Origin of the sequence: Vibrio sp. ZF 223, from assembly GCF_003050585.1 — a bacterium.
Lineage (GTDB): Bacteria > Pseudomonadota > Gammaproteobacteria > Enterobacterales > Vibrionaceae > Vibrio > Vibrio crassostreae.
Map to the genome: position 1 here is coordinate 212,816 of NZ_PIGB01000004.1, position 13,241 is coordinate 226,056.

Consider the following 13,241-nt stretch of genomic DNA (forward strand, 5'->3'; position numbering starts at 1 on the left):
CCTGTATTCCTTCTACTTCATGGCTATTGCTTAGGATACTGTTGCTTACTCGCTTCTAACCAGTCGTGAATAACTTGGCGAGCGGATTCCGACGGCGGTGCATTTCGTTTTCCGCAGATTTGGTCGATTTCAAACGGAAATGCTTTGCTCGGAACGCGGCGTAAACCTATGGTTAAACGTTGAGGTTTGAGCATGCGGAACACCACATAACGATCGCTCATGATTCGATTGTGATACACACCAATACAGTGCTTCTGCTCTATACCTTCATGTTCAAGGTCGTAATAATCCGTGAGAGGATGAATGTTGCCATTACCTAACAAAGGAACGGGATAAGGGATGTCTTTATCCATTGGGCGATTACCCTCCAAACGACGCAATTGACGTTGCTCCGTCCAGCGGTCATGAAGCTGTTCAAACATCGCAAAAGAGTTCTGACTAGTAATAGCGCGCAGAGGATCATCCATCTCTAAGTCTTGCCCTAGCAATATCGCATCTTGGAACATTGCCATCTTAGACGGTGCATTAAGTCTGCCCTCTTCCACCATTGCAATCCCTAGTCGACTGCCGGTTAGAAATGGATGAACTTGGTCCAAACGTAGGGCTGTGTATCCAACTTTTGAGTAATGCTTAAACTTAAGAACTCGTCTTTGCAGCGGTTCGAGAATACGAACAATGTGGTCAAGCTCATCACCAACATTGTAATGCAATTCTAGCTTGTCGATGAATTTGAGTGTCGCTTTACTGCTGTCTAAGCCCAACTTAGCAAGGATCTTCTTTTGCCCTAAGCGACTTAGTGCCAATGCTTTCTGATTATCGACGCTGTATTTCATGCAGATCAACGCCAGAATAACAGGCCTTAGTTCAAGTAGCTGTGCAGCCTCGTATGTGTTCGCAGCTAACCACAACATTTGGTATTGATACTCTGGAAAGTCGTCGGTGATTTCACGATAACGAGCAGGCAAGGATTCTAACCAGCGACCATTCACATCAAACTGCTCAACGAGGTTTAGGCTAAGCCCAATGCCCCCATCAAGTGGTCGTCTACCATCTTCGAACACATGAAAGCCGACGAGTTTTTGAGACCAATCTCGGATCTCAATATCGTAATCGAAACCTAATGTTCGAGTGGGAATGGTTAGTAGTGCTGTCATTGATGCCTCTTCGTTATTGGCGCATTGAACTATCAAGCCTATCTAAGAGCATAAGCTAACGCATCAACCACTATATCAACCTTTTGTAAATTTCTTATCAATCAAAGCGATATAAATACGATAGTGCTTAGAAGAACATTGAATGATAATTTTACGCAATATGAGATCTCTTCGATATCATTTGCTCTAACAAAAACTATGCTTGTTACATAACTCACAACAAGAGGCTTTAATTATGGATTACCGACATATTCTGGTCGCACTTGAACTGTCTGACGACACCAAGATTCTCATTGATAGAGCGACTTTCTTCGCAGACAAGCTCGAGGCTGGCATTTCGTTTGTTTATATCGATGGTACACATGGAGAAATTTACCCAGAACTCGTTGACATTCAAGCAAATGATGGTGATTTACCGATCAATGAAGATGCCGTTAAGCATTTGAAAGAGTTTGAGGCCTACGCCAAGCACCCAATCAAGCACATTTTCGTGGGAACCGGCGATTTGAACGATAAGCTCAAAAATGTCATCGAAGCAAACGGCATCGACCTATTGCTATGTGGTCATCACCATGATTTCTGGCATAAGCTCATATCCCATTCTAAACAGATCATCGATACTTCCCCTATCGATATTCTAGTTATTCCTATGGAATAGAAGCTGCAGTTCGAAACTCAAAAATAGCCTGCATTGCCAACCTCTATCGGTATTATTGGTTGGCTTGATACCCTCTTAAACTCCCTTATCCTGGCCGAAACCTGCTATTACCCACTCAGAGTGTTCATTTGTGATCTTGTCAGCCTATCAACTCGTAAGCGTCTAATAATTAACAAAACACGAGTGTAGGCAATGAAAAAGATTGGTCTCTATCTTTTTACCAACGACTTAAGAATTAACGACAACACAATGCTTAATCAAGCAAGCCAGATCGTCGATGAGCTTGTTTGTGTCGCTGTCGAACCAGTTCTGTCTCACTATTCTTCACAATTCGCTCAAGAAGAACAATATGGCGCTCGCCGCACGGCTTTCATTTCACAGTCGTTAAGTAATCTTAAAGCTAACCTGAGCGACCTAGAACAGTCACTCATCGTCCTAACACAAGGCCGAGACAAAAGCGATAACGTCAGAGAATCGCTCAACGAGATTATCTCTGTTCTAAACGTCACTCACTTGTTTGCAAATGTTCATTGTGGCTACGACGAGCAACAGCTAGTGCAATCAACGTTGGCTGACTGCCCGAACTTAACTGCGATTCAAACTCATAACTCGACTCTGTTTGAGCTCGATGACTTCCCTTTTACGTTAGACAAGTTACCCCACTCGTTTACCAAGTTCAGAAAACTCATCGAGCACTTGTCTGTCGATACACAAAGTTTGACCATAACGACGTTACCACCAGCACCAGACCTAACGATAACGTCACACTGTCACTCAAAAGCCTCACTTTTTAAGATGGGTGATTTGGCGAGCGAGCAAAGCTTCAAAGGCGGTGAAACATCGGGATTAATACATCTCGAACACTACTTCTCACACGATTACGCGAGCCGCTATAAACAGACAAGAAATGCATTGGACGGCATCGAGAACTCAACCAAGTTTTCACCGTGGCTCGCTTTAGGTTGCATTTCACCAAAAACGATCTGCAGACACCTCTCGCGATTTGAGTCGCATCATGGTTCTAACGATTCAACCTACTGGATCTATTTCGAGCTCTTGTGGCGAGAGTATTTTTATTGGAAGAGCATGTCATTGAAGTCATCTCTATTTTCTGGCTCATCCATAAACCCCGTTATAGCAGAGAACAGCAATCCATCGGCAAGCCTTAATTTTGCCAAATGGAAGAGCGGTAATACCAACTACCCGATTGTCGATGCATGTATGCGCCAGCTTAATACTACTGGCTTCATGTCCAACCGAGGAAGGCAGTTAGCCGCAAGCTGTTTGATTTACGAGTTGGGCGTCGACTGGCGACACGGCGCAGCCTATTTCGAAAGCCAACTTGTCGACTATGACGTGGCATCTAACTGGGGAAATTGGGCTTATATCGCCGGGGCTCTCAATCAACCAGCCCGCAACAACCAGACGAAAAACCAATCACAGCCTAAATCACACCATTTTGATTTAGCCAAACAGACGGAAATATACGACCCAGACCATGCCTTCATCAATCAATGGTCAGGCGGTAACGCAGTCACAACAAGCCTCACAAACCAGGACGCATTATGAAATTTAAAACGGTACGACTTGTATTAGGAGACCAGCTAAATATAGAGCACTCATGGTTTCGACAGGTTAACGATGACGTTATTTACATCATTGCTGAGCTCAAACAAGAAACGGATTATGTAGCGTCTCATATTCAAAAAGTGGCCGCATTTTTCTGTGCGATGGGTTACTTCGCTGACGAACTCAAAGAACAAGGCCATCAAGTACTCCACCTAACTCTTGATGACACAACGCAATTTGAAAACCTAGATACACTTCTAAAGCACTATGTACACGAATTCGGCGTAGAGAAATTCGAATATCAAAGGCCCGATGAATATCGCCTTTTAGAGCAGATGAACAAGCTCAAGCTCACCAATGCGACCAAAGGTTGTTGTGATACGAAGCACTTCCTCTTTCCATTCGAAGAGATCGAACAGCAGTTTCCGAAAGATAAGCGCATCATGATGGAACACTTCTATCGCCGAATGAGAAAGCGTTTCGACATTTTGCTAGAAGACGGAAAGCCCGTTGGTGGCAAATGGAATTACGACGCGAGCAATCGAAAGAAGCTCAGGAAGCAAGACATTGAAAAACTGCCTCAACCTCTGATGTTTACCAATGACATAACCGACATTTTGCAGCGAATAGAACGCCACCACGTACAAACCATTGGTCAAGTCGGCAACCAATTATTATGGCCAGTTAACCGCGCACAAAGTTTGTCTCTGCTCGCGCATTTCTGCCAAGTCTGCTTACCGTTATTTGGGCATTTTCAAGATGCGATGACTACAGAACACGACTCTAGGTGGAGCTTGTATCACAGTCGTATTTCGTTCTCATTGAATAGCAAGATGCTCAACCCTAGAGAAGTCATTGATGCGGCACTCTCAGCTTATCACGCCTCTTCAAAGCAAGGCGCTACCACTATCGATATCGCACAGGTCGAAGGATTCATCCGTCAAATATTGGGGTGGCGAGAGTACATACGCGCCGTCTATTGGGCGAATATGCCTGCTTACGCCAACAAAAACCATTACTCAGCAAACAACAACCTGCCCCACTACTTTTGGGACGGACAGACCAAGATGAACTGCATGAAGCATGCGATTGATCAATCCCTTGAATTTGCTTACGCGCACCACATCCAAAGGTTAATGATCACTGGCAACTTCTGCTTAATCACAGGCATAGACCCTGACCAAGCCGACAGTTGGTACCTCGGCATATACGTCGATGCGATAGAATGGGTTGAAATGCCAAATACGCGAGGTATGGCACTGTTTGCGGATGGCGGGATCGTCGGAACCAAACCATACTCTGCCAGCGGTTCTTATATCAATCGCATGAGTGACTACTGCAAATGCTGTCATTACCAAATAAAAGAGCGCAGTGGAGAGCAATCCTGCCCTTTCAATAGTTTGTATTGGCGCTTTATGAACCAACATCGCGATGAGTTAAACCGAAACCCACGCATGGGCATGCTATATCGCTCTTGGGACAATATAGACGAGCAAGAGCAACAAGCAATACTCGATACGGCAGAACAACGAATAACAAACTTGGAGAATTTATAATGGTTGAGCAACTCAGACTACACATATTGGTGGTTGGCGGAAGCGGCGGTATCGGCTTTGCTGTGGTTAAACACCTATTATCTGAGCTGTCTCGGTTTGATTTTCTTGAGGTGCATGTAGACGCGACTTTCCACTCTCAAAAGCCGGAACTTGAAAACAGTCGCTTGAACTGGCACAAAGTTGACGCCACCAACGAAGCTGATATCAAGCGTTTGAGTTCTGAGTTTGAACAACTTGATTGGTTGATAAACTGCGTGGGTATGCTTCACACTCCAGACCTTGGTCCGGAAAAGAACCTGGCGTCCATTGACCCTGAGTTTTTCCTGAAAAACATCTCAGTGAATACTCTGCCCAGCTTATTATTGGCAAAGTACTTCACACCTGTTCTTAAAACGAGCGACAATCCAAAGTTTGCCGTGGTTTCCGCAAAGGTCGGGAGCATTTCAGATAACCGATTAGGCGGCTGGTATAGCTATCGTTCGTCGAAAGCGGCGCTCAATATGTTTATCAAAACCATGTCGATTGAATGGCAACGCACCATTAAGAAAGGCACGGTGTTGGCGCTACACCCAGGCACAACAGATACAGCTCTGTCGAAGCCTTTCCAGACTAATGTCCCTGAAGGTAAGCTGTTTGAGTCGAGCTATGTCGCCCATCAATTGGTCGATATCATTCGCACTGCCACACCAGACAAAAGCGGGCACTTCTACGCTTACGATGGTGAACAGTTAAGTTGGTAGAAACCAATACCACTCGTCGTCTTTGATAAGCACTAAAAAAGAAAACCCAACAGAGTGTTGCTCTATTGGGTTATTTTTTAGAAAGAACGCATAAATTTTTTCAGGCGTTATGACTGCTATTTAACTAAAGCTCTAAGCCGATCATCACGATTACTCAGCCCAATTGAACTTGCTGTCGTCGACGCCTTCTTTTTCTTCTTTAGCTCGCTCGCGTCGGTGTTGTTCTTCAACTCGCGCAGCGTCTATCTCTTGCATAATAGCTTCAATATCGGCCAAATCGTCCGTTTCCGTAAACTCGCCTGTTAGCTTGCTGTCTGGCTTTAGGTCGCCTTTCTCGTAAAGCGCCCACATTTCCTTGGCATACTCGGTTTTCGCCAATTCAGGAGCAAACTGAGCGTAATAATCACGGATATTATTGATGTCACGAGCCAACATCCACTCGGCATTATTGTTAGCGGAAGCATCAACGGCTTGCGGTAAATCGATAATTACCGGGCCGTATTCATCCACCAATACGTTGAACTCAGACAAGTCACCATGGATCAAACCAACACACAGCATTTTAACCACATAGGTCATCATCACGGCGTGATCTTCGATCGCTTGCTCTGCTGACATAACGACATCGTTCAAACGTGGGGCAACATAGCCTTCGTCATCAGTGACCAACTCCATAAGCAGCACGCCATCAAAGCAACCATAAGGCACAGGTACACGAACGCCCGCTTCTGCCAGTTTATACAAGGCATCCACTTCAGCGCTTTGCCAAACCTTTTCTTGTTGCTCACGGCCAAAACCAGAACCTTTTTCCATCGCTCTAGCACGGCGGCTGTTTCGGACTTTTCGGCCTTCACGATACGCAGTCGCTTTTTTGAAACTACGTTGGCTAATTTCCTTATATACCTTGGCACAACGGATCGTATCGCCGCAGCGCACAATGTACACCGATGCTTCTTTGCCACTCATGAGTTGGCTTGTCACCTCGTCGACCAAACCATCGTCAACTAAAGGCTGTATTCTTTTAGGTATCTTCATGCCGCCTTTATACATCACTTATCTTACAGATAGAAATATTAACTTAAGAAATGAATGACCAAACGATTAAAGGAACATCAAAATGATAACAAAGGAAGGAAATATCGGTTTACCGGACTTGGCTGATAGAGAATAGAGTGTATGAAGACTAAGACTTGTTGCGACGACAACGTTCTGAACAGTAAATAACACCGTCCCAACAACGCTGCCACTTTTTACGCCATGCAAAAGGCTTTTGGCAAACGGGACATGTCTTGGTCGGTAAATGAGGCTTCTTGTGCATGGTCGTTTCCTTTTGGATGAGTCCACTTCCTGCGTTTACTGGAGATTCCCTATTACGCTCGTTTCTCATTTTAGGGAGTAACGGCTACTTTTTGAACGCTCCTGACTTTAAGGAGTGGCGGCGGAATGATTGATAACAGCCCCCGACTCCGTCATCCTCGAAAAGGAGGAAAGACTGAGTCGGGGGATCTGCTTCATCTAGCTCTGTTTCTATTTCTGCACTGATGAATATAGCAAGAACCTAAGCGACAACCTTGTACTGCTTCTCCATCTCACTCACACCCAAGCCGGAGTGTTTTGTCACTTTAAGCTGAACGGGCACTCGCTCCTTCAGTGCTTCAACGTGGCTAATAACACCAATCATCTTTCCAGACGCATTCAGGTTATCGAGAGCGTTTAGGGCAATGTCCAATGTGTCACTATCAAGGGTGCCGAAACCTTCATCCAAGAACAAAGAATCAATACTGGTTTTGTAGCTGACAAGATCAGAAAGCGCTAATGCCAACGCTAAACTCACCAAGAAGCTTTCGCCACCTGATAACGTCTTCGTGTCACGCATCACATCGCCCTGCCATGTGTCCAGCACTTGCAGTTCTAACCCATCGTCGGCTTTACGTTTAAGTTCGTAACGACCATGCAAACGCTGCAACTGCTTATTCGCAAGGTACACCAAATTTTCCAGCGTTAGACCTTGGGCAAACTTACGGAATTTGTCGCCGTTCTTAGAACCAATAAGCGAGTTAAGACGTGAGATATCATCAAACTCAACTTGTTGCTCATCGATTTGCTTGAACAGATCTTGCTGATTGCTGCGGTTCTGGCTATCAGTTTCAAGATTGGCAGAAATCGCGCCGATCTTTGTTGCATGACTTTGTTGTGCGTTTTGGCATTCAGTCGTCGCAAGTTCAACTTGTTGTTGGTCTTGCTCTTGCCATGTTTTAGCATTTTCGTGGTTTTGTAGCTCCACCTCCGTCGCCTTGACAGTGTTCAACCTAGCTTGTGCACTGACAATCGCTTCATCTATAGACTTCTTCAGGCTTTGAAGTTGAGTTCTCTCTTCGTCTAATAATGCTGCTTCAAAATCAGCCTCTCCTTCAAATGGGCTAGTTTTCAGCGCTTCTAACCAAGCATTCGACACTTGTGTGTAATTTGACTGCTTGCTGGTCAGCTCTTCAGAGAAGCTGGTGTGTTTAGTTTGCTCGGTTCGATGTTCAAGTTCGCAACGGTTAAGCACCAACTGAGCGGCATCAAATACACTAACCGCTTCAGTGACTTTTTGCTTCATCGCATTACTGGTGGTTTGAATGTCTTTGTCACCAAATAACTTTGTTCTTTCAGCCGTTACACGAGTGAGCTCTGACATTAAAGACTCACTCTCTTGCGTCAGTGTCGCGAGCTCTTTCTCTGCGCTACTTAGCTTGTCATCTAAGGTTTTCAATTCGGCATTTTGAGTAATCAGTTGCTTCTCAATATCGGCCTGTTGCTGTTTGGTTTGCTGCCATGTGCTTGATGCTTGTGATTTCGCAGTAAACCAATCATCAATATGTTCAAGTTCAGGTGCTTCGATAGCGGTTTGAACAATGCTCTCTTTCAACGAATGCCATTGCTGATCTTTCGCTTGAGCTGTCTTAGCTACTTGTTCGTTTGTAATGTGGTTTTGCTTATTCAGATCAGCTAAGCGTTGCTCGGCCAACTCAAGGTTAGATTGCGCCTTGTCAACCATAACACTTACAGACAAGCGTTGTTTCTCAGCTTCCGCATAGTGCGCTTTGGCATCACCCAATGCTTTCAATTGCTGCGAGATCTGACTTAGTTGAAGTTCACACTGCTGAGCAAAGGTCGCGACCGTAGCTTCATTGCCTAAATCGTTAATCGTTAGCAGAGCTAGCTCTGGAGCCGTGCCAGAGAAATCTGATAAGCCCTGTTGAAGCTTACCAACAATGCCTTGCCAATTCAGTTGGGCTTGTTGAATATCCGCTTGTGCACGCAGGATGTCATCGTTAAGCGCTGCAATCATAGGGGCAAGAGAATCTAATTGCTGACGATGCTCTTGGCCTTCTTTCTTAATGGCTGCCAACTCTAGGTTTTCCCGATCTTTTTGCGAGACCAGATTTGCAATATCTTGCGACTGCTCGATCGAATGGTCTGTTGAACCACACAGTGGGCACTCAGATCCAGATTCTAAAGCTGCACGGTATTTCGCTAATTCGCCTTCTTGATCAATCAAACGCGTTAATCGCTCAAGAGACGTCTCTTTCTCTTTATATCGATCCACCAGCACTTCACGTTCTTTCGAAAGTTTGTCGACCAACTGATTGTTAGTTTGATGTGCCTGTGTTTTCGCGTGCAACTGTTGTTGAGCATTTAGGAAGCCACGATTAATTTCCAATAACGAGTGCGTATTGCGATTCCAGAACTCCAGCAGGTCTTTTTGCGCATTCAACACTTGTTCGCTAGTGTTGCCTTGTAAGGCTTCCCATTGCTGCTTGGTATTATTTTCTGTCACAACCGATTCTGCTAATGCTTTGTCTTGCGTTACTTTTACTTCTTGAGCAGTTTTGATAGTCGCTTGCTGAGCATCCACTGCGGACAAAGCTTGCTTCGCTGAGTTTAGTAGTTCTGAATGCTGACGCTCTAGGATACGAACTTGTTCAACTTTGGCTTGCCACTGACCTAAGTATTTTTCTAAATATTGGTCAGCTTGATGTGTATTTAGGTACTCAGTGCTGAGTTGGTCCTGTTGCTTCAGTACCTCTGTTTTTTGGACTATAACAGCCTGTTGATTGCGCTGCTGAGTATGTTGCTCGTTCAGCGTATTCGCTTCATTAACGGCCACAGTTTGTTTATCTTTAAGCACGGCAATTTGGTTATCTAGCGGACGCACTAGATCAATGATCTTCTCTTGATCTTGTTGCTCGCTTTTAACCTGTTCGACAGTCACACCGCTTTGAGTCAGTTTCGCTTGCGCATCTTGCTTTTCTTCATCACGAACAATAAGTAACTTGGTGCTGTTATCTAAGTGAGCTTGAGTAGTGCTCACCTCTTGTTCGCAACGCTTTAAATCTTTGTGCATTGGGCGCAGCTTTTCAGCCGGTTCACTGTTTGCTAAACGCTCGAGTGAAGGTTGATTACGGTCTAGTTCATCTTGAGCTGTTTTAAGATCGTGCTCACTGGTCGCAATAGTTTGCTCAGCTTTGGTCATATCTTTCCACCAGCTTAGATGCGCTTGCCACTCTTTTAACTGCTCAGACAAACGCTTCTGCTCGGCTTCTAACGTTTCTCGATCTGCGGTTAGCTCTTGGATTTGCTCTTCAGACAGCAAACTCACACCCTCAGCTTTTGCTTTGAGGTGATTAAGCGATTCCTCGCTAGACTTGAAATGATCGTAGATACGCTCGGAAATCAGGCTATAGACTTCTGTTCCCGTCAGCTCTTCAAGTAGCTCTGCACGGTCGTTAGCATTGGCATTAAGAAATGCCGCAAATTCACCCTGTGACAGCATGATGGATTTGGTGAAGCGAGAAAAATCGAGACCGGTTACCTGCTCCACCAACTTGGTCTTCTTGGTCAGCATGGTTTCTAATACTTTGTCGGTGTCAGCATCCGAAAATTCACACGTTGGCGTTTGTAATGCGCCATCGTGTTTTCCGCGCGCTCGCTTTTGATGGAAGTTAGAGCGGTATGTTTTGCCCTGCACTTCAAATTCAAGCTCGGCGAAACACTCGCCTGTACCACGCGTCATTAATTCATTATTGCCTTTAGCAATGCTTTTCAAACGTGGAGTGCGGTGGAACAGTGCCAAACAAATAGCATCAAGAATGGTGGTTTTGCCCGCCCCTGTTGGGCCAGTAATCGCGAACAAACCGTTTTCGGCAAACGGTGATTGAGTAAAATCGAGTTTCCAACGCCCTTTCAAAGAGTTCAGGTTTTCAAATTCTAGACTTAAAATCTTCATACTGGTTACTCTTCTACTTTATTTGGCGCTTGAGCGCTCTCAGACACTTCAACCATCACTTGTTTAAACTTCATCGTCATTCGCTCTAAGCGCGCTTTTTCAGAATCGGTTTCAAACTCTTCTAAGGCAATACGCTTGCTAAACACGTCCATCGGGCTCAGTTCAGATAAGGTTTCTGCCGACTCTTGCTCTAATGCTTGATTACGACGCTCTCTTGCTCGGCGTAATTGAAGTACTTCCACATTCAAACCTTCGGTTAGTGTTCGCATACGTTCTTGGAGATCTGAAAGGTAATCTTGCGCTTGCACTTCAATCGACAACCAAACGCTCAGTTCCCCATCTAAGCCAATGTATTGGTTCAGTTGTGATTCAATTTCGCTCAAGTCGCCTTTGATTTCAGCAAGCGGTTGGAATGTTGGAACAGCTAGTTGAGAAATGGTGCGCACGCCTTCTACAAACTCAACCACACATACTTGCTTCTGAGATTTAAGCTCATCGAAACTTAGTGGGATTGGAGAGCCGCAGTAACGAATGTATTCGCGCTTTGCTACCACTTGTGGGCGGTGGATATGACCAAGTGCAATATAGTCTGCGTCTGGGAAGCCATCAGCGGCAAAACCATCAAGGTTGCCGACATAGATGTCGCGTACCGAATCCGATTGTTGAACCCCCATCGCCGTTAAGTGACCGGTGGCGATAATCGGCATGTGTTCGCTATTTTTAAACGTTGCGCGTTTTTCTACAGCGGCATCATAAACACTTTGGTAGTGCTGTTTGATTGCATCGCCAAGTTGCTTCTGACGCGCAACACCAGTGACACCCGCCTGGCTGGTCAACACATCGCGAGGGCGAATAAAAGGAATAGCACAAACCAGCGCTTCTACATCGCCATTCTTGCCTTTGAGTTCAACAACCTGAGTCGCATGATCTTCATTGGTATTAGGAATCACGTCTGCACCCATGTACTTCAATAATTGCTGTGTCTCTTTCAGCACAGAGACTGAGTCATGATTTCCACCCAATAACACCAACTGGCAGCCGATCTTGTTCGAATCGACCACAAACTTGTTATACATCTCACGAGCGTAACTCGGCGGTGTACTGGTATCGAAAATATCGCCAGCAACAATGATCGCGTCGATGTCGTGCTCTGTAACTTGCTCAAGTAACCATTGTAAAAACCGTTCATGTTCATTCTTACGGCTTTTATTGTAGAAGTTTTGGCCAAGGTGCCAATCGGACGTGTGAAGAATCTTCATTGCTGCTCACTAGAAGTATGTAATGCCTTTAATCTACCAAAATAGTCGACATAATTCCCTTTTATAAGCTTGTGAAAACCAACTAATTTTACGCTTGAACGTCTCATAAGTTATAGCTACAAAAAAGCCGCTCATAATCAGAGCGGCTTTCGTATCAACGATACGCAGTTTCGGGGCTCAACACGCCTTAGAAATTGTAAGAAGCACCCAGTGTTACTGTGCTAAATGCCACGTCTCGACTGCTTAGACGTATTTTGTTCCCATTGATGTATGCGTAGTTTTCAATGTTTACTGCATCCGCTTGAGAAATCAGGCGAAGTGTTAAGTTTTCTACTGGGGTGTATTCCACACCAACGCCGAAGCGGAAACCTGCACCTGAATCGTCGCCATAGAAAGCACCGTTGCTTGAATTTAGATCAACGTAGCTTAAGCCTGCCAATACAAATGGACGGATTGAGTTGTCAAACGTGTAGCCCACATTTGCTGCAACAGACAAAGACGTTGGTGAAAGGAGTTTAGTACCAAATTTTTCGTAATCGGCGTAATCCGTGTAACCAAGTTCGATACCAACGATGCGGTTAAATTGGTAACCACCATAAAGGCTGTACCCCATGCTTTCAGCATCTAAATTGCCTCCGCCATCAGTATCTGAGTCTTGATACACACCAAGGCCTGCGCCAATGTATGGACCACCCTCAACACCAGCAGCAAATGTAGGAAGTGAAACCAAGCCAACTAGACTCAATAGAAATGTTGATTTAAGCATGAAAATACCCTTTTTAGTTTGTCCCACAGCACCGTTCATCAACTATTAATAGGTTTCCGACACTATTCCAACGGTTGCGATACTGTTTAAATAAATTATTCAAGCGACTCCTAACAAACAATAAAACACTGTTCATTTACGGAGCGAATGAGAAAGTACCACAAGACTTTTAGGTCATCAAACGAACAATCATAAATAGTTAATAGAGTCTTATTTATGAGATGGACATATTTCCTGCGGGATAACAAGTACTAAAACACGTATAAA

General features: G+C 44.8%; 10 protein-coding genes. 4 read left to right on the forward strand and 6 right to left on the reverse strand.

The features are described from left to right. Positions 1-23: 23 nt before the first annotated feature. Positions 24-1,154, reverse strand: coding sequence for a PcfJ domain-containing protein (locus tag CWO13_RS10870; protein WP_108082924.1), 1,131 nt, complete (start codon positions 1,152-1,154; stop codon positions 24-26). A gap of 235 nt (positions 1,155-1,389) precedes the next feature. Here CWO13_RS10870 and CWO13_RS10875 point away from each other — a divergent pair, with 235 nt between their 5' ends. The 4 genes from CWO13_RS10875 to CWO13_RS10890 all read left to right on the forward strand — a co-directional run bounded on the left by CWO13_RS10875 (position 1,390) and on the right by CWO13_RS10890 (position 5,677). Further along, entirely contained in the window at positions 1,390-1,812 is a 423-nt protein-coding gene (locus CWO13_RS10875; protein WP_048658633.1) for a universal stress protein, read from the forward strand. A gap of 192 nt (positions 1,813-2,004) precedes the next feature. Then, the gene (locus tag CWO13_RS10880) at positions 2,005-3,381 is read left to right on the forward strand and encodes a DASH family cryptochrome (RefSeq protein ID WP_108082925.1); all 1,377 of its coding nucleotides are present in this window, start codon (positions 2,005-2,007) and stop codon (positions 3,379-3,381) included. Continuing rightward, positions 3,378-4,937 (forward strand): cryptochrome/photolyase family protein, encoded by a 1,560-nt coding sequence (locus tag CWO13_RS10885; protein WP_108082926.1) that lies wholly within the window; start codon positions 3,378-3,380, stop codon positions 4,935-4,937. Before CWO13_RS10880 ends, CWO13_RS10885 begins: the two co-directional genes overlap by 4 nt. Further along, on the forward strand, positions 4,937-5,677 hold the full coding sequence (locus tag CWO13_RS10890) for an SDR family oxidoreductase (RefSeq protein WP_108082927.1): 741 nt from the start codon (positions 4,937-4,939) through the stop codon (positions 5,675-5,677). The genes CWO13_RS10885 and CWO13_RS10890 overlap by 1 nt, the downstream gene beginning before the upstream one ends. 150 nt (positions 5,678-5,827) lie before the next feature. Here the strand turns inward: CWO13_RS10890 and CWO13_RS10895 are convergent, their stop codons facing one another. The 5 genes from CWO13_RS10895 to CWO13_RS10915 all read right to left on the reverse strand — a co-directional run bounded on the left by CWO13_RS10895 (position 5,828) and on the right by CWO13_RS10915 (position 12,974). Next, positions 5,828-6,712, reverse strand: a complete 885-nt coding sequence (locus CWO13_RS10895) for a PA4780 family RIO1-like protein kinase (RefSeq protein WP_102431860.1) — start codon at positions 6,710-6,712, stop codon at positions 5,828-5,830. A gap of 148 nt (positions 6,713-6,860) precedes the next feature. Next, entirely contained in the window at positions 6,861-6,995 is a 135-nt protein-coding gene (locus tag CWO13_RS10900; protein WP_080967357.1) for a DUF2256 domain-containing protein, read from the reverse strand. A gap of 240 nt (positions 6,996-7,235) precedes the next feature. After that, the gene (locus tag CWO13_RS10905; RefSeq protein ID WP_108082928.1) at positions 7,236-10,949 is read right to left on the reverse strand and encodes an AAA family ATPase; all 3,714 of its coding nucleotides are present in this window, start codon (positions 10,947-10,949) and stop codon (positions 7,236-7,238) included. 5 nt (positions 10,950-10,954) lie between these two features. Then, the gene (sbcD, locus tag CWO13_RS10910) at positions 10,955-12,208 is read right to left on the reverse strand and encodes an exonuclease subunit SbcD (protein WP_108020493.1); all 1,254 of its coding nucleotides are present in this window, start codon (positions 12,206-12,208) and stop codon (positions 10,955-10,957) included. A gap of 187 nt (positions 12,209-12,395) precedes the next feature. Continuing rightward, the gene (locus CWO13_RS10915; protein WP_102479318.1) at positions 12,396-12,974 is read right to left on the reverse strand and encodes a porin family protein; all 579 of its coding nucleotides are present in this window, start codon (positions 12,972-12,974) and stop codon (positions 12,396-12,398) included. Positions 12,975-13,241 lie beyond the last annotated feature (267 nt).